Source organism: Paenibacillus sp. sgz302148 (genome assembly GCF_056120465.1).
In genome coordinates this window covers 231,867-250,319 of the sequence record NZ_JBVYOJ010000009.1, presented here as the reverse complement: position 1 = coordinate 250,319, position 18,453 = coordinate 231,867, and the positions used below count along the sequence as shown (strand labels likewise).

General features: G+C 56.5%; 8 protein-coding genes and 1 pseudogene. 2 read left to right on the top strand and 7 right to left on the bottom strand.

What is annotated here, in order from left to right:
- Nucleotides 1-125: 125 nt before the first annotated feature.
- The 3 genes from AC0LWM_RS15605 to AC0LWM_RS15595 all read right to left on the bottom strand — a co-directional run bounded on the left by AC0LWM_RS15605 (nt 126) and on the right by AC0LWM_RS15595 (nt 1,243).
- Nucleotides 126-569 carry a GatB/YqeY domain-containing protein gene (locus AC0LWM_RS15605; protein WP_474675878.1) on the bottom strand — a complete coding sequence of 148 codons (444 nt, stop codon included), beginning with the start codon at nt 567-569 and terminating at the stop codon, nt 126-128.
- A gap of 15 nt (nt 570-584) precedes the next feature.
- Nucleotides 585-758 (bottom strand): 30S ribosomal protein S21, encoded by a 174-nt coding sequence (gene rpsU / locus AC0LWM_RS15600; RefSeq protein WP_005547957.1) that lies wholly within the window; start codon nt 756-758, stop codon nt 585-587.
- 128 nt (nt 759-886) lie between these two features.
- Nucleotides 887-1,243 carry a histidine triad nucleotide-binding protein gene (locus AC0LWM_RS15595; protein WP_474675877.1) on the bottom strand — a complete coding sequence of 119 codons (357 nt, stop codon included), beginning with the start codon at nt 1,241-1,243 and terminating at the stop codon, nt 887-889.
- A 284-nt stretch (nt 1,244-1,527) separates the two neighbouring features.
- Here AC0LWM_RS15595 and AC0LWM_RS15590 point away from each other — a divergent pair, with 284 nt between their 5' ends.
- Both AC0LWM_RS15590 and AC0LWM_RS15585 read left to right on the top strand, forming a co-directional pair.
- Nucleotides 1,528-3,459 carry an FAD-dependent oxidoreductase gene (locus tag AC0LWM_RS15590; RefSeq protein ID WP_474675876.1) on the top strand — a complete coding sequence of 644 codons (1,932 nt, stop codon included), beginning with the start codon at nt 1,528-1,530 and terminating at the stop codon, nt 3,457-3,459.
- Nucleotides 3,460-3,631: 172 nt separating this feature from the next.
- The gene (locus AC0LWM_RS15585) at nt 3,632-5,437 is read left to right on the top strand and encodes a putative bifunctional diguanylate cyclase/phosphodiesterase (protein WP_474675875.1); all 1,806 of its coding nucleotides are present in this window, start codon (nt 3,632-3,634) and stop codon (nt 5,435-5,437) included.
- A 91-nt stretch (nt 5,438-5,528) separates the two neighbouring features.
- On the opposite strand, the gene AC0LWM_RS15580 is transcribed toward AC0LWM_RS15585, so the two are convergent.
- From AC0LWM_RS15580 to addB, 4 genes and pseudogenes are all read right to left on the bottom strand, one after another.
- Nucleotides 5,529-8,969 carry an AAA family ATPase gene (locus AC0LWM_RS15580; protein WP_474675874.1) on the bottom strand — a complete coding sequence of 1,147 codons (3,441 nt, stop codon included), beginning with the start codon at nt 8,967-8,969 and terminating at the stop codon, nt 5,529-5,531.
- A 6-nt stretch (nt 8,970-8,975) separates the two neighbouring features.
- Nucleotides 8,976-10,290: pseudogene (locus AC0LWM_RS15575) on the bottom strand (exonuclease SbcCD subunit D).
- 50 nt (nt 10,291-10,340) lie between these two features.
- Complete coding sequence (gene addA, locus AC0LWM_RS15570) at nt 10,341-14,810, bottom strand: helicase-exonuclease AddAB subunit AddA (RefSeq protein ID WP_474675873.1); 4,470 nt, start codon at nt 14,808-14,810, stop codon at nt 10,341-10,343.
- The gene (gene addB / locus AC0LWM_RS15565) at nt 14,761-18,333 is read right to left on the bottom strand and encodes a helicase-exonuclease AddAB subunit AddB (protein ID WP_474675872.1); all 3,573 of its coding nucleotides are present in this window, start codon (nt 18,331-18,333) and stop codon (nt 14,761-14,763) included. The genes addA and addB overlap by 50 nt, the downstream gene beginning before the upstream one ends.
- Nucleotides 18,334-18,453 lie beyond the last annotated feature (120 nt).

Below are 18,453 nucleotides of genomic sequence, written 5' to 3'. Positions count from 1 at the left end.
CATAAATGTTTCAACGAACCTATGCCGATATGGATCGAATCCTGTCGCCTAACGGTCATGCAGCTTCCGATTTTTAAAGAAAAAACACCCCGCTGGCGTGCGGAGTGCTTTGTTTGTTCGTTTGTTTATTGCAGAAGCTGCTGTACGGTTTGGTTAACGAGCTTACCGTCAGCGATCCCTTTGACTTTCGGCATTAAAGCGGCCATTACTTTCCCCATATCGGCTTTCGAAGAAGCACCGGTTTCTTGGATGGTCTGCTGTACAATAACTTTAACTTCTTCTTCGGAGAGCTGCTGAGGAAGATAAACGCTTATTACGTCGATTTCGGATTTTACTTCTTCAGCCAGGTCGCTGCGACCCGCCTTATCAAACTCTTGGAGGGAATCTTTTCGCTGTTTGATCTCACGACTAAGAATGTCAAGCACTTCGTTGTCATCCAGCGTTCTGCGCAAATCGATCTCTCGATTTTTTATCGCCGAACGAACCATTCGAATTACGGAGAGTTTGAACTTGTCCTGACTCTTCATCGCTTGTTTCATATCTTCGTTCAATCGTTCGCTTAAGCTCATGCGTTGTGAATCCTCCTAAAACTTTCTCTTGCGAGCAGCCTCGGACTTTTTCTTGCGCTTAACGCTTGGCTTTTCATAGTGTTTGCGTTTCTTCACCTCAGCCAAGACGCCGTCCTTTGCAATGGAGCGCTTAAAGCGACGAAGTGCAGCATCGATTGTCTCATTTTTGCGAACTTTAGTTTCAGACACCAGTTTTCCCTCCCTCCGAACAGACCGTCCAAGACGAATAACACGGTTTATCAAACTACATTATATGTTAAAACGAAATAGGGTGTCAACCTCACATAATGATGCCGGCCTGCAATGTACCTTGAAACTTACGATTGCTGCGCGACTGTTGCGACAGGACCAAGCTTCGCGCCGGCCAACAAATGGAAATGGATGTGGAACACGACTTGCCCGGAATCTTTGCCGCAGTTGTTCACGAGACGATATCCGGTTTCGGCTACGCCGAGTTTGGCGGCGACCTGCTGAGCGACGCGGTGCACCTCGCCGATCGTCTGCCAATCCTCCGCGCCTGCGTCGTTCAAGGAAGCGATATGTTTTTTCGGTATGATCAGCACATGGGTCGGAGCGACCGGCTGGATGTCATGAATGACGATCACATGCTCGTTTTCGAACACCTTCTTGGAAGGAATGGAGCCTTCGATGATTTTGCAAAAAATGCAGTCCATAAGTGGAACCTCCTCTACTCTATGTATATACGCCCGTAATAAAAAGGGCGGTCGACGAATGACCCTGCGTAAGATGAAACTTTTCTTGAAATATCATAAGCTTCGCTGCTGATATTATAACAAAAAAAAATCGCTCGTCCAATTCTAGATCGCCGAAAAATGGGAAATATTAAATGCCGACAACAGTTACGCAAAGTTCCGCTCCCGTACGACGGAATCATTATAGACTACGAGTCTAATTTGGCTTATAATGATTGTAAAGACGGGTGCTGGAGGAATCAGCGATGCAATATATGCGATCCGAGACGAAGAAAAAAAGGCAATTCGTCATCGACGTCGCTTTGAAATTGTTCATGGATAAAGGGTACGAAAACGTATCCGTGGATGAGATCATTGCCGCCACGAATACGTCTAAAGGGACATTCTACCACTATTTCCGCAGCAAAGACGAAATCATCGGCGAAATCATTCGCAATCAATTGGATATTATTGCGCAATGGTCTTTGCAGCCGCCAACCAAGGTCATGTCACAGGAAGGCCATATCAATCGTCTACTATTAGACTTGGCGTCTAATATATCCGCTGTTCCGAAGCTGATTCGCAGTCTTTCGGCATTGTACGCCTTAAACGAATCGCTGCTGCGCGAATATGAGCGGCAAGTACGCGTGCTGTACGAAGCCATTTATCGTCGGCTGCCTCATCCAGAGAAAGCCGACCTGCTCGTCACGACCTATTTCGGCACCGTTTACTTTTGGTGCATGCAAGAAAACGACGATCTCATCCGCAGGATGAGCGATAACTTAGCGCTCGTATGGACCGGGCTGCGTCACGACGACCCGACCGGGCTCGATCTGGCGTTGTCCCCTAATCAACCGGAGGTGCCACACATGAAAGTAGCCATAATTGGCGGAGGATTGGCCGGCCTGACCGCCGCCTCGTATTTATCGGAAAACCAACACATTGAAGGAACGATCTTCGAACGGAGCCCGCAGCTCGGCGGACGTGCATTCACTTACGAGAAGTCCGGGTTTACTTTGAACTACGGCGCACATGCCATTTACGGATTGGACCGCCATATCTTAACGACGATGGAGCGCGAGCTAGGCTTGTCGATCGGCAGCAAACAAGTGGACAAACGGAAAGTGTATTACGAGAAATTCGATCAAATCACGCCCGCTCCGCTTGATTTCTTCAACCTGATGCGGACGGGATTGTTAAGCGCGATGCAGAAAGTGAAATTCGTCGGCGAAATTACGGCGATCATCGCCAATATCCACCAAATTAAAAATTTCAAGACGCTGGGCGACTACCTGGCTCAATCCAATGCCGACGAAACGCTGAAGGAATTGTGGGAGCATCTCGTATGCTCGAACTTCTTCATTACGCCGGAAGACGCGCGCAAAGTGCCGGGACACGTTATTAACAGCTATTATCATAACCTGTTTTTGTCGCACCGCCCCGTCAACTACATTCTCGGCAGTTGGGCCGTTATCACGAACCAGCTGAAGCAGAAAATCGAAACGTCGGGCCGCTGGGAGCTGGCCATGCAGGAAGGCGTTGAATCGATCCGTTTCGAGGATGACAAATATTGGGTGAAAACGAAGAAAAACGAGCTTGCCTTCGACCGGATCATCTTTGCCATGCCGGTTCAACAGGTCGCCAAATTGCTCAAATCGACGCCATGGGAATCCGCCATGACGCCTTACGAGAACAATAAAGCGACGGAAGTCATGGTTTATGACGTCGGCCTTTCCGAAGTCGTGGCGCGTCCTTTCTCGTATATAAGCGACATGAATCACAAAATGTTCATCAGCGACGTTTCGGCAACCGATGACACGCTCGTGCCGCCTGGCGCGCAGCTGCTCCAAGGCATCGCTTACCTGCATGACGAGGATTTCACCAGTGAGGAAGAGCGGAAGGCTTACCTGGAGGAGCGGACGCAGCAAATGGAAGCTTTATTCGACCGTCATTACCCGGGCTGGCGGGACGCAATCGCCGTCAAGCGCGTTTCCAAAAAAGCGATGGTGCAAAGCGTGAAAAATGTCATCACAAACAATCTGCTGCCGAACCAAATCGAGGGCGTGCCGTTTTACTTTTGCGGCGACGGCTGCGTAGGTAAAGGCGAGCTCGCCGAACGGGCATTCTCGAGCGCTCGCGCGGTCGCGCAGTCGATCATCAAAGAAAGCGGAAAAACGCTTCAACATGCCTCCGTCTAATCGATTGAATTGACGCCTTCGGGTGTTGACTTCATCCAACTTAATGTTGATTTTTGTCCGAATTCCTCGAATTCGGACTTTTTTGTCTAGTAGCCTTTTCAAGAATCGTATATACTAGACAAAGACATGGTTATTTTACCTAAACATTTACATTCAGCTGGGAGTGCCGGTAATGCACAACAAAAACGCCAAATTTTTCTCCATGGGGCATGCAGTCATCGCCTTTGTACTGGTGCTGCTGTATTTGCAAGTGCCTAATCAGCCGTCTGTTTTGTTGCTGGCACTCTGCTCGCTCTTATGGACCTACTATTTGATATGGCGGGCTTACTTTCGCAAAGATTTGATTCATTCGCTGCAGCGTGCCTCCGTATGGTTATACATTATGGCCGATACCGTCCTGTTGGCTTTCGTGTTTGCCGTTCCCGACTGGTCGGGAACCCCGTTTAAGCCGACTTGGATATTATTGTTCGTCCTTGTGTTTTATTGCGCGGAGCTTGGGATGGCAGCTTCGATCAACTACTGCCTGCTTGCGGTCGCAAATCTATTCTTATATAGCATTGTCCAGCATACGAGCTTTTTTGCTTTCGATACGTTCCTAATTTTGATCGGCATGTTTTTTGCCGTCTTTTTCGTCGGACGGATGACGGATCATTTGAGCCGGATGGCTTATAGCGATTCGCTTACCTTGCTGCCGAACCGGTATTATTTTCAGGATAAGCTGTCGGCTTTGCTCGTCAAGGCGCGGCGCAATCGATCGCAGCTTGCCGTTTATTTTCTCGATCTCGATCAATTCAAGCATATTAACGATACGATGGGCCACGCTGCAGGCGACGCATTGCTCAAGAAGGTAGCCGAACGGATGAAGGAATGTTTGCCGAAAAAAGCGACGCTGTCGCGGATGGGCGGCGACGAGTTTACGCTAGTCGTCTCTGATTTGAAGAGCATGGATGAAGCGAAGATGATCGCCGAAAAAATCATCGAGGCCATGGAACGTTCCATTCTGCTGCATGGGAAGGAAGTGTTCATCTCCTGCTCGATCGGAATCGTCCTCTACCCGAGCGACGGACAGGATGCCGAAACGCTGATGAAGAACGCCGATGCCGCCATGTACCGCGCCAAAGAACAAGGAAGGAACAATTACCAGTTCTATGCGCCGCCGAACAGCCAAGACCGGATTGAACGCATTACGATGGAGACGATGCTCCGGCATGCCGTGGAGCGCAAGCAATTCATCGTGTACTACCAGCCGCGCGTGTATGCGCATAATGAACAGTTAGCCTGTCTGGAGGCGCTCGTACGCTGGCACCATCCTGTGCATGGCATCATTCAGCCGAAGGATTTTATTCCGCTCGCCGAAGAAACCGGCTTGATCGTGCAAATCGGCGAACAGGTGCTGCAGATGGCGTGCAGGCAGCTTAAACAATGGCTTGACCGCGGGTTCCCGGAGATCAACATCAGCGTCAACTTGTCGGCCCGCCAGTTTAGCCAGCCGAATTTGCCCGGCGTCATCGCCAAAATATTGAAGGAAGAAAAGCTCCATCCGTCATATCTCGAGCTGGAGATCACGGAAAGCATGGCGATGGGCGATATTAACCACGCGGTTGCGATGCTGCGGACATTAAAGGATATGGGCATAAAAGTGGTCATCGACGATTTCGGCACCGGCTATTCTTCGCTCAGCTATTTGAAACGTCTGCCGATCGACGGGCTCAAGATCGACCGGTCGTTTATCCAGAACATCTTGACCGATCCGGACGATGCCGCCATCGTCAACGTCATCATCACCCTGGCCAAAACGTTGAACCTGTCGGTAACCGCCGAAGGGGTCGAGACGGTCGGCCAGCATCTGTTCCTGAAGGAGCGACACTGCGACGAGGCGCAAGGATTTTTGTTCGGCAAGCCGATGCCGAAAGCGATGTTCGAAGATTGGATTCGGCATGTCATGTCGGAGGAAGAACAGCAGAAGCAGCCGAGCTAGTAATTTGTTACATATAAGGTTCATTCCAGCGAAAAGAACCTCCAATTCCACTGAAGTGGTTTTGGAGGTTCTTCTTGTTTCAACCGAGATTCTAGAACGTCTCGATACGCACAGTGCTTCCGCGTCCCGAATGCTCGGCCGGCTGGACGATCAGCTTGCGCGGCAATCGTGCCCGCAGCTCGGGAACGTGGCTGATGACGCCTACGGAGAGCTGGTCGGTATGTAGTTTTTCGAGTGCGGTGACGACCGTATCGAGCAAATCGGGGTCCAATGTACCGAAGCCTTCGTCCAGGAAGAAAAACTGCAGCGGATATTGACCGCGAAGCTGGATTTGGGTCGACAACGCCAATGCCAGCGCAAGCGAAGCGAGGAACGTTTCGCCGCCGGACAATGTCGACACGGGACGTTTAACCCCGCCGTTGGCATCGTCGCGAATGACGAAGCCGCCGCCGGAATCCACCTCGATGGCATAACGCCGTTTGGTCAGAAATCCAAGCCGTTCCGAAGCTGCGCGGCTAACCTGAATCAGCTGCTCCTCGGCGATAAACTCGACGAAAGCATTGCCCCGGAACACCGACTGCAGCTTGCCGAGACGTTCGTAAAGCAGCTGTTGCACCTCGCGTCTCTCTTCAAGCTCACGCCATTTGACATGCTTGCGTTCCAGCTCTTCGGCATCGCGCTCGGCTTTGGCCCGCTCGGAGAGGGCAAGCTCGTCTCTCTGTTTGCTCATCGTTAATGCTGCGGCAATTTCATTCCATTGCTCTTCGGACAGGGTCCGCTGCTGCAGCAGCCCGTCCAATTGGCCAAGCTGAGCCTTGAGCCGCTTCTCCGCGTCGCGATGTGCGGTAATCTCCTTCGTCCAAATCTGTATCGTATCTTCGTCGAGCAAAGCCGACTTCGTTGCCGTCTCGTCCTGGAACGGAGTCTTGGAAAGCGCGGCCCGCCATTCATCCTCAGCCTTCGCCAGCCGTTCCGCTGCCGTCGAAGAAGCTTGTTGGGCGGCACTGTAGCTATTGCTCGCCTGCTGCGATGCCTGAAGCCTCATTTCGCGTTCTTGCGCCGCCAGCCGATGCTTCTCCCTCAGCGCTGTAAGTTCGGCGGTTGCCTCGGCAATCAGCCGCTCGGCCGAATGCTCGCCGATCCATTGGCGCAGCCGCATCCGTTTCTCTTCAAGCAGCTCGCTTTTCCCTTGAAGAATGGCGGATAGCTGGGCTTGCGTTTTTTCCGCTTCCGCAAGCTGCCGCTCAAGCTGCGCGATCTGTTCCTTCGTCTGCTCGATGAATGGGATGCTCCGATCGAGACGTTCTCTAATATCCTGGGCTTTACGATCCTTCTCCGCCAACAGTTCCGTCGCGGAGACAACCTGATCCAGCTGCAATCCCGGGTAGCTTTTATCCCACCGGCCTTCCATCGACAATAGCTCATCTTTTAGCAACGCTTGTTTGGATGCAAGTCCCTCGAATGCCGACTTGGCCGCTTGCTCATTGGCTGCGAGTTGATGGACTTGTCGAGTCAGCTCGGTTTCCTGTTTGCTTATCGCATCAAACTCTCGTTCGATGGCGTGAAGCTTGCCGCCGAAATAGACAATTTGCTTATCGGCTTCGTCTAACTTCTTAACTGCCATCTCAAGCTGAATCAGTTGCTTAGGCTCGGAAGGTACGGATGAAACGGCTACCGCAGGTGCTGCCTCTTGCAGAAAACGATGCCTGTCCTCTGTGACACCCTCTTCCCGCTCCCCGATACTCCGCAAAAGCCGGTCGCCCCGGAACAAAAGATGTTTCAGCTCAAGCAGCTTCGTTCCGACTTGCTGCAGCGCTTGCTCCAGCTGCATGCTTTCGGCTTGACGTAGGGCGATGCCGTCCAACTCCGGCATACCGGCCGCCGGTCGCGGATGGTGACTCGACCCGCAGACAGGACACGCTTCTCCGTCCTGCAATTGCGCCGCCAAGCGATGGGCCAGCTTCTCCGCCTCTGCGGCTTGTTCCGCTTGACGCAGCCATTCCAGCTTGCGGGGGATCGCTTGCTGGAGCTCTCTCAGCTCCGATTCGCACATCGTCAGCCTCAGCAGCTCGTCAGCCGTCTGCTCCGCCAGCGATTGCAGCTGCCGATCCAGGCTTTGCCGCCGCTCTCCGGATTCGGCGAGCGATTGCTGCAGTTGAACGAACGCCTCTTGTTTCGCCGCTTGCTCCTGCTCCTGTTCATGCATGCGGATGCGCAGCGAATCGATCGATTGTTTGAGCCCGAGTGCCGATTGCATACGCTCCCGATCTTCCGTACGAACTTCGTTCCCCTTCAGCTCGTCCTTCAACTCGGTTTGCCGTTTGACCGCCTTGTCCAGCTTCTCTTTTTCTTTGCCGCCCTGCTCCTGGGCTTGGCGCATCAAATCGGCGATCCCGTCGCGCTGCCCGGCCATCTGCCGTATTTCTGCCGCCAGCTTGGCCTCATCCGCCTGCAGCAGCTTCGCCTGCTCCAGTTGTTCCAGCCGCAGCAGCAGCGGCGCCTCTCCGCGCGACAGCTCGCCCTGGGCCTGCTCGCAAGCCGTCGTCGCCCTCTCGGCTTCCGCGCTTGCCGCCGCAAGCTTGGCTTGGGCCGTCTCCAAAGCGGCCCGGCAAGTCAGCATCGATTCGCGAGCCGCCTCAACTTCTCGCAAATACGGCAGCGCCTTGACGGCGGCTTCCGCTTGCGCCAATTGCCGCTCGCGGCCTTTGACCTGCTCGTCGCGGTCCGCGAGCTGCTCCAGCTGCTTCGCCAGCGTCTCGCGCTCTTGCAGGCGCTCGCGGATTTGCTTCGCTTCACCATAACGGAGCTCGCTCGCCGCAAGCGCCTCCCGCGCGCGTTCCGCTTCTAGCCGCGCGGCGGCCAAACGTTCCGCCGCCGCTTGCACGGCTTCGGCTGAGGCGTCGCCAAGACCTTGCTGCTCGGCCGCGATCTCCTTGATTGCGACATCCGTTTCCTTGTAGCGGGCGCTCAGCCTGAAGCTGAGTCCGTCTCCGTATTGCTCCAGATGGAACAACCGCTGCAGCATCGCGCGGCGGTCCTTGCCCGCAAGCGTCAAAAATTCGGCAAACTTGCCTTGCGGCAAAACGACGGCCCTCGTAAAATCCTGCATCGACAAGCCGAGCAAATCTTCAACCGCGCGAGTCGTATCGCTCATCTTGTCCGCGATGACGCGGTCCCCTTCCGGGACGACCTCCACGAACCGGCTCACCGAATTCTGGATCGAAACGTCGCCGCTCCGTTTGAATTGGCGCTCTACCCGATAACGCTTCGCGCCGGAAGCGGATTCCAGCTCGAACGCAAACGATACGGACAAGCTGTTCTCGGAATGGTTCATAATCGCCTGCGTACCGCCGGAAGCCCGCTCCACCTTGCCGTACAAAGCGAGGGTGATGGCGTCGAGAATCGTCGACTTGCCGCTGCCGGTCGGACCGAATATCCCGAACACGCCGGCATCGGTCAGCTTCGTGAAATCAACCTCCTGCGCGTCGCGATAGCTTTGCAATCCCGCAATTTTCAGCAAAATCGGCCTCATGCCGCATCACTCCTTTCCTTCCGCGGCAGCCGCCGCTTCCGCATGGCCTTCCAGCAGCTCCAGGAACAGACGGACCAAATCCTCATCTGCCTGCGCGCCGCCGGATTGGCGCGTGTAGAATCGCCGGAACAGCTCGTCGATCGGCAAACCGGCTTGAACGGACAGCGTTTCGGCTTCACCCGTTTCGGTGTATACCGGACGAATGTTCACGATGCCTTCATGCGATTTGCGGAGCTTGGCGATTTGCTCCATGGTCAACGCGTCGCTCATGTGGATTTCCAGATCGATCCAAGCCCTTGCGTCGCGTCCTTCGTCCAGCCATTGATGCACTTGGCCGATCCCGCCGGTGGCCCGCCATTTGACCAGCGGCCTGCCGCTGCTCAGCAGCAGCTCGGTCACAAGCGGCGCTTGCCCCGGCTGCACGTCGAGCAGCGTCACCGACTTCGCTTGCCCCGCTTCGGAGAAGCTGTACGCCAGCGGCGAGCCGCTGTAGCGCACGATGCCCGGCGCCTTGAGCGTCTGCGGCCGGTGCAGGTGGCCAAGCGCCGTATATTGCGCTCCGCTGTCGAGCGCGGCCATATCGACGGTATACGCGCCGCCGACTTGAANAGCCGCTGTAGCGCACGATGCCCGGCGCCTTGAGCGTCTGCGGCCGGTGCAGGTGGCCAAGCGCCGTATATTGCGCTCCGCTGTCGAGCGCGGCCATATCGACGGTATACGCGCCGCCGACTTGAATCGGCCGCTCCGAATCGCTCTCCGCGCCGCCTAGCGCATAAATATGGCTCATCACGACGTTGACCGTGTCCGGCGCAAAATGACGCGCCTGCTGCCGGATCAAGCTGCCGACGCGCGCCGAATACGCACTCCGCAGCAGCTCCTCCTCCGAGCTGTCGGAAAGAAGCTCGGACAATCTCGCCTCGGAGGGATACGGCAAGCCGTACACGACCGCCCGTTCTCCCGTGCGGGCAATGTCAACGAATTGCACGTCGGCTGTCGGCAAGCCGATCAGCGTAATGCCTTGGCGCGCGGCGAGCGGCCCCGATGCCGACAGCCGATCCGGGCTGTCGTGATTGCCGGCGATCGCGATGACCGGCCTCCGACCATGGTCGCACAGCCGGGAAATGCCCTCGTAGAAAAGCTGCTCGGCGGCCGCCGGCGGATTGACCGAATCGTAAACGTCGCCCGCGATCAGGACGAGGTCAACCTGTTCTTCGAAGGCGATGCGAACCAGCTCATCGACGAATGCCGCTTGCTCCGCGAGGCGCCCTCTCCCTTCCAATGCGCGCCCGAAATGCCAGTCGGCCGTATGTAAAATGCGCATTCGCGCACCTCCTTGATATGGAACTATGAATTCGCCGCGACCGGCTCTAGTTAGAGTCGCACCGCGGTATTGCCTTCAAAAAAGTAAATGTATTTCCCTGCGACCGGCTTGCCCCACAAGCTTTCTACCGCTCTCGCGTACAAATCCAGCTGCAACCGGTATTTCTCGGCCGTTTCCGCATGCCGGTTGCCCCGCACCGCGTCGGTCTTAAAGTCGAGCAGCACCCATTCGTCGCCCTCGCGAAAAATACAATCGATGACGCCCTGGATCAGCACGATCTCACCGTCAAGCTGATGCTTGTCCTCCGCACCGGCGTAAGCTTCCGCCGCCGGAATGCCGAAACTGAACGGAAGCTCCCGCTTCACCTCTTCGGCACGGATCAGCCTTTGCCCCAGCTCTCCCGCGAAAAACGCGGCGATCGGCGCAGGATCCAGCGTTTGCAGCTGGTCGCCGCTTAGGATGCGCAGCTCGGCCATGCGGGAGATCGTTAAGGCGACAGCCGCTTCGTCCACCTCCGCCTCAAGCGGCACATGCTGCATGACGGCATGGTATAGCGTCCCTCGTTCCGTTGCCGTCATCGAACGCCGCTCCATGAACTTAGGCCTGCGGTAAGGCGCTGCGTTGGCGCTTGCCGCACCCGCTATTCCCGGACGCTCAGATTGCTCGTCCAACGCGGACGCTAGCGAAGGCAGCATCGCCGTTCCGTTCCCTTCTTCAGCCTCCAGCTTCAGCCGCTTCAGCTCCGTCACCGATGTTTTGGCAAACCGCCGTTCTGCCGCCGTATAAGGATACCGCCAAGACATACGCCGGGATATCTCGGCTTTATACATTGCACCTTCATCGCTCGCCACCGCCTCATCCACCGGCGTCAGCTCCGTAATGGAACGGATCGCCGCAGCTTGCAGCTCGTCGGGCTCGGTTTGTTCCTCGGCGGCAGCGGCGGCGAGCGACGCGAACATGTCCGCCTCCAAGACGCTAATGCGCCATGATGACGTATCGTCCGCCATGCAGAGCGCTGTCCGGTTCTCCATCTCCCCGCGCTGCCGCAATTCGGCCCCCGCCTTGTGCCGGATCATTGCCGGACCGATCCAGTCCAAATAACAACGCGCCTTCGCCAGCGTAAATACTGGGAGATGCCACTCATCGTGCTGTACGGCCTGGCTCCATTTATCAAGCTGCTTGTCGAGTCCTTTCACCGTACCGACAAGAAACAGCTTTTCTTTGGGCCGGGTGAGCGCCACGTACAAGACGCGCATTTCTTCGGCCAGCGTTTCCATCCGCATCCGCCGCTTGATCGCGAGCGTCGGCAGCGTCGGGTACGTCGTACGCAAAACGGCGTCCACGTACTTCGGTCCGAAGCCGAGCTGCTTGTGCAGCAGGAAATTGCCGTTCAAATCCTGCTGGTTGAACTGCTTGGCAAGTCCGGCGACAAATACGATCGGGAACTCCAGCCCTTTGCTTTTGTGAATCGATATGATCCGGACAACGTCCTCCTGCTCGCCAAGCGCTCTGGCCGTTCCGAGATCGCCGCCGGAATCGCGCATCCGTTCGATAAACCTCAGGAAGCGGAACAAGCCGCGGAACGAGGTGGATTCGTATTGGCGTGCCCGGTCGTACAACGCCCTCAGGTTGGCTTGCCGCTGTATGCCGCCCGGCAGTCCGCCGACGAGGTCATAATAGCCTGTCTCGCGATAGAGACGCCAGATGAGCGCCGCGACCGATCCTTGCTTCGCCTCGTCCCGCCAGCGGTTCAGAGCCGCAATGAAGCCGGCCAGCTTGGCGGCCAGATCCGCATCAAAGCTGCCGGAACGTTGTTCGGAAACGCTTAGAAGGGCGACGCTTTGCCCGGCAATGCATTCTGCGTTCACGTTGTCCCGGACAGTGCTTTGCGGAGCAACGTTATCCGGGGCCACATTATCCCGAGCAACGCTTTCCCGGGCTACATTATCCCGAGTAACGTTATCCCGGGCAACGTTATCCTTGGCGGCGCCTTCCTTAGACGCCAACACCGCGCCAGCAAGCACCGCTTCGTAAAAAGGCTTGCCCTTGCCAAGCATTCGGATATGAGCGAGCTGCTCGGCCGTTACTTGGAACAACGGCGAACGAAGCACGCCGGCAAGCGGGATGTCCTGATACGGATTATCGATGACTTTCAGCAGCGACAAGACAATTTCAACCTCCGTCGCCTGAAAATAACCGGTATTGAGCTCCGCATACGCCGGAATGCCCGATGCCCGGAGCTGCTCGATCATGACCGGCGCCCACATTTGGGTCGCCCGCAGCAAAATGACAATATCGCGGTACATGACCGGCCGCATCGCTTTTAGCTTTTTGTCATAAACATGGAACGGCTCCTGACCGTTTTCGCCGAATAGGGTGCGGATTTGCGCCGCAATCAGTTCGGCTTCCAGCTGCGCCGTTTCCATATCCCGGGCGTCCTGCAAGCTGTCCGCACCGCCGGCCTGTTCGTCGGATTGTTCCCCATCGTCGTCCGCTTCCGCTGCGGATCGATCCCCGGTTGCACTCGAGCCACGATCCATCAACAGCAGCTCCACCGCGTAATCCTGCCGTTCCGCCCGGCCTTCCTCGGGATAATAAGAAGCCCCGAATACAAGCTCCGCCCGTTCGTCATACCCGACTTCGGCCACCGTTTCATCCATGATTTGTTTGAAAATATAATTGACGCCGTCCACGACCTGCCTTCGGCTGCGGAAGTTGCGGGCAAGATCGATCCGGCGGCCGACGGCCGGCGATCCCGCCCCGGCGCCAGCCGTTATCTCCGCAACCGGCGCGTCGTTCCGGTACGCTTTATACTTTTGCAGGAACAATCCCGGCTCTGCCAAGCGGAATCGATAAATGCTCTGCTTGACGTCCCCGACCATAAACCGGTTACCGTGGTTGTGCCGAGAAATGAGCGTGACGATCGCTTCCTGTACCATGTTCGTATCCTGGTATTCATCGAGCAAAATTTCGACGAACTGCTCCTGAAATTCAAGCGCCGCCTGCGAAGGTATGGTATGCTCCGGGGTTGACGAAGCATCGCGAAGAATGTGAAGGCAATAATGCTCCAAGTCGGAAAAATCGACAAGCCCTTTCGCCAGCTTCGCCGTCTTGTAGCTTTCGCCGAACTCGATCACAAGCTCGGCCATCGTTTCCATTAGCGGCGCAAGTTCGTGCAGTTCCGCCAAGTACATCTCAGGCGGCCTCGTAAACAACTCGCCCCGAACGTCGCCCATCGTGTCTTTCGCTTGCTCGCGCAGCCCTTTAACCTGCTCTTGCAACCGCTTATCGACCGAGTCGCCCTTAACCGGCTTCAGTCTGCCGAAACCGCCCGATTGAAACGCCGCGAACAATGCTTCCCAGCCCCCGCTTCGTGCAGCTTCCCAAACCGACAGGACGTATGCCAGCTCCTCCTTGAGATTGTCGGCGTACGGCAGCGGTCCGCCCGGCGCTTCCGCCAGATTTAGCGCCTGCCGGAGCAGCTCCGCCGCTCCTTGCAGCGAAAGCTTGACGTCTTCGACAAGACTTAAGTACCACGGCGTTTGCTCCAGCGCCTGCACATCGGCTACGGCAAAATCCGCCGCCGTTTGCCTTAGCCATTCGTCCGGCCAAGGATGGCTGCGCGAAAAGTCGTACAGCTCCTGTACGAGACGAAACAGAGCGGCATCGTTGCGTTCGCCGCCGAACCAATCGGCCAGCCGCACGAAAGCGGAACCGCCATCGGAGCCACCGTCGCCATCGGTCCCTTCGCCCGCGATGACGTCTTCGGCTTCGCCGTATTTGGTTTCGAACAGCTGTTCCAGCACGTCCTGCCGCATCAGCTCGGCTTCCGTTTCGTTGGCGATGCGGAACACAGGATCAAGCGGAATAAGCTGATAAAAGCGCTGAATGACCTCCATGCAAAACGAATGCAGGGTCGTTATCGAAGCGCGGTTCATAAGAGCCAGCTGCCTGCGAAGGTGCTCCGATTCAGGCTGTTTATCCAGCGCATGCTCCAGAGCTTCGCGTATCCGTTCGCGCATTTCCGCTGCAGCCGCCTTCGTAAACGTCGCGACAAGCAGACGGTCGACGTCGATCGGCGATTGCTCGGAGCAAATTTTACGGATGATCCGTTCGACGAGCACCGCCGTTTTGCCCGAGCCTGCGGCCGCGGCGACCAGGATGTCCTGCCGGTCGCGCACGATCGCCGACCACTGGTCGTCCGTCCAGGAGCTGTCCTGAGGCTTTGGCGGATACGGTGCAGCACCCTCTGATGCCGGTATCGAAGCCGTTACCGGTGATGATGGCGACGTTGTAGCGGATGTTGCCGATTCTACCGGCATTACAGCGCCAACACTCGATACCGATGCCGATTCCACCGGTGTTACAGCGCCCGCACTCGATGCCGATGCCGATTCCACCGGCATTACAGCGCCCGCACTCGATGCCGATGCCGCTTCAAACGTTTCATCCTTTTCCGGCTTCGTACGTTTATCGTCCATCTGCGGTTTTTCCTTGTCCGATTCCCGTTCCAAGTTCATGTCCCCCCGTTCCCCCGCTTTCCGAGAGCAGCTGCCACACCTGCTCCTTGCTTGGCTTCAGCCACGTTCCGTAAGCATTGCCTTCGATCAACGGATCGAACTGGCATACCGGCTTGTATGCGCAATGCTGGCATGCCGTTTTTTTGCCGATTCTGTACGGGGCAATGGCTACTTCGCCGTCCGTGATGCGCGTGCCGATGCGGCGGATCGTCCGCCGTACCGCTCCGCGCAGCGTATCCCATTGCTCCGGCGTTGCGACGGAAGATCTCGCGTCAAAGCCTCCGTCCTTCTTGACCCGCACCGGAATCAACTGCGAATAGCCCGTATCGGCCGCATTGTCCATCAACTGCACCGTTTCTTTGTCCGCGCGGACAAGTCCCCGCATTTTGAACCGTTTCAATAACTCTTCCTGTGCCTGTTCGGGAGCTAGCGCATTGCCCGATGCGATCAGCGGGTTATGTACGTGAAAATACAAAGCGCCTGCCGGAGCTGCGCTGCGGCCCAGCCATTGCTCGGCGTGCGAAACCGCGATGTCGAGGTAAGTTAATGTTTGCAGAGACAAACCGTAATACACTTCATCCAGCTTCAGATGCGTTTCGCTGGATTTGTAATCGATGATCCGAACGAGCAAGCCGCCGCTTTCATCCTCCGCCGCGTCGATCCGGTCGATTCGGCCGATAACTTCCATCGTGCAGCCGTTTGGCAGCGTAAATTGCAAGGACGGGATCGGTTTGTCCGGCCCGAAGGCAAGCTCCAGCCCTACCGGGACGAACGCGCTGCGTCGGCTGTGCTCGCCCAGGACCGCGGAAGCACGTCCGACGATATCCTTCAGCTTGCGCGCGATGTACCCGTATCGCTTCGAGCTGAGCAGGATTTCGCCTTGCAGGCGCGGGGCAAGCTCATCCACCACGGCGTTCGCCGATACGCGGCACTGCTCGGCCGACATATCGCCCCAACTGATGCCGTCCTGCATAAGACCGGCCGCGATCCGGCTTAATGCCGCGTGGAACAGCTCTCCGATATCCGGCGCTTCGAGCCGATATACGGCCCGCTCCTCAAGCCGAAGCCCGTGCGAGGCGAAATGCGCGAAAGGACAAGCGACGAATCGCTCCATCCGCGACACGCTGGCTCTCAGGTGGCGGCCGAACAACGCTCGGCTCGCCTCCTCTGTCAGCGGCGGTTCGTTATTCGTGTAGAACAGCGATCGCGTCAGCAGCTGCAGCTTCGCCTGCCATTCCGGCCGGCCGCAAAACCAGTTGAACAGCTCCCACCAGAACGGAGCGATCTCCACGCCGCGCCTCCATTCCCGCAACTGTACGATCAAATGCGACAGCACGCGCTCCGGATGTGCGACAAAAGCGAATTGCTCGTCAGCGGATTGGTCCGTCCCCGGTTCGACCAGCAGCATTTGCTCCCGCAAACCGGGATACATCGCCTTCATGTGGCGAAGCAGCTCCGAAGGCAGCAGCGTTTTGCCTTCTTCGTCCGCCATGGCATAACTGATCCATAGATGATCGCTTGGCGTTGTCAGCGCATTATAAAGAATGAATTTTTCGTCCAGCAGCTTGCGCCGAATGCCCGGCGCGAGCGTCACGCCGCCGTCTGACAGCCTTTCGCGCTCCTGCTCCGTCAAAACGCCGTCTTCCTTCGCCTGTGCCGGAATGACGCCGTCGTTTGCGCCGATGATCATACAATAGCGAATGTTGCCCGATCTTGTCCTGTCGATGCTGCCGACAAGCACCTGATCCAGTGCCGGGGGCACGAGCCCCAGCTTCATGCTGGCAAGCCCCGTTTCCACGATGCCCGCGAACAATTCAAGCGACAGCTGCTCCTCACCCATCATCTCCACGATCTGATCCAGCATGTCGACAACATTATCCCATAGCTGGCTATGCTCACGCGCCTGCTGCGGGTCGCCACTGTTCGCGCTCTCGTCGCTCCAGCGCTGAAGCCGCTCAGGTGCCTGAACGTCTTCCAGCAGCCGGTACAACGCCTCCGTCATATCCCTAACGTTAGTCGCTCGCTTCATCTCGCGTTCCATCCGCTGGAGCGGCTCGACAACATAATCGCGGCTGCGCATGATTCCTTCCATTTCCGCTGTCTGCCGGGCCGATGCACCCAATTGTTCCTCCTGCTCAAGTCCATCCCTGCGAAGCGGCCTCCAGCAGCGGGCATCCGTCCAACGCCAACCGTCGATCCCGCGTGCCAGTGCATAGTTTTCCAACCGATCCATGTCGCTTCGGTCCACCTGCCCGTCAAGCGGAAGCAGGAACTCCGTTTTAACACAGCGGAAAGCAGCATCGTATCGCCAGCCTTGGGCAACGGTTTCGAGGGAGGAACGGATAAATTCCGCGAGCGGATGGTGCAGTACCGTCCGTTTCTGATCAAGAAAATAAGGAATGCCGTAGTCGGCGAATATCGTCGTCAAATAATCCTCGTACGCCGCCGTATTGCGTACCAGGATCGCCATTTCGCGCCAGCGGTACCCTTCGTCGCGGACGAGTCTAACCATTTCGCGCGCCGCACCCTCCACCTCGGCTCTGCGATTTGCGGCCGCTTGCAGCGAAATGCCCTTTCCCTTTTCATCCGTTGCGTTTGACCAGCGTTTTCGCCGCTCATAATTTCGCTCAAGATGGGCAAGCTGACAGCTTGACGCATATCGCGGAAGCGGATCGCCGGCCAGAACGACCGCAGGCTCCTGTACGACGCCGAGCTGCTCCGCCATCTCGCACAATTGAATGCACGTCGAGGCTGTCGGATGGAACATGTCCAGCTCATGCGGCCGCTCTCCCGCGACATATTCGCGGTCTAGGCATAATGCGATCGACACTTTGCGCGCATGCTTCAGCAGCTGCCCGATGACACGGTATTCCTGCGGCGTAAAGCCGTGGAACCCGTCGATCCAAACTTCCAGTTCCTTTATATAGGAAGAATGCGGAATGCCTTCCGCCAGCATCGCCAAATAGTCTTCCGAATCGACGTACAGCTTGGACAGCTCCTGTTCAAAATCCTCATAGATCAGCTTGAGATCGTGCAGCTTGTCCATCATCATGGTCGTGCTGTATCCGCCGCCCGACGCTTGCGGGCCCTCTTCTTCCGGGAACAAGCTTTGGGGCGATACGCAATACCGCTTCATTTCGTTGTGCAATTCGTTCAGTTTGCCGACGAAGCCGAATTGCTCCGCCGCACGCGAGAATAAGCGCAGCTCTTGCTTACGCTTGTGCAATATTTTATATAGAAGCATCGATTTGCCGTTATCGTCGATATGTATGAGTGCCGTGCCGCCGGTCTCCTGCATGACCCGAAATGCGAGCCTTCGAAAGCTGAGCGCCTGGGCGCGTATCATTCCCCTAAGATCGGGCGTTTGAGCTAATGAATATTCAGCCTGAAACGTCGCTTGCTCCGGTACGAGTAGAACAAGCGGACTGCCATCCGGGTTTTCGCGCAGCTTGCCGCGCACGGCATCCAGGCAGTACCGGCTTTTGCCGCTGCCCGACCTGCCGATAATAAGTTGCATCGACATCGTACGACCTCCTTCTCCTCGCTATATTTTAACATATTTCGTCTGCGACCGAGGCGGAGATTATTGGGATAACATTTTCATTGAAAATTGCCGAAAAACTTTTTTAGAGACACTGAAACC

Excerpts from the sequence above, each read along its gene's own strand:
- addB (WP_474675872.1), bottom strand. The coding sequence starts at position 18,333 with ATGTCGATGCAACTTATTATCGGCAGGTCGGGCAGCGGCAAAAGCCGG.
- AC0LWM_RS15605 (WP_474675878.1), bottom strand. The coding sequence starts at position 569 with ATGAGCTTAAGCGAACGATTGAACGAAGATATGAAACAAGCGATGAAG.
- AC0LWM_RS15580 (WP_474675874.1), bottom strand. The coding sequence starts at position 8,969 with ATGAGGCCGATTTTGCTGAAAATTGCGGGATTGCAAAGCTATCGCGAC.
- addA (WP_474675873.1), bottom strand. The coding sequence starts at position 14,810 with ATGAACTTGGAACGGGAATCGGACAAGGAAAAACCGCAGATGGACGAT.
- AC0LWM_RS15585 (WP_474675875.1), top strand. The coding sequence starts at position 3,632 with ATGCACAACAAAAACGCCAAATTTTTCTCCATGGGGCATGCAGTCATC.
- AC0LWM_RS15595 (WP_474675877.1), bottom strand. The coding sequence starts at position 1,243 with ATGGACTGCATTTTTTGCAAAATCATCGAAGGCTCCATTCCTTCCAAG.
- AC0LWM_RS15590 (WP_474675876.1), top strand. The coding sequence starts at position 1,528 with ATGCAATATATGCGATCCGAGACGAAGAAAAAAAGGCAATTCGTCATC.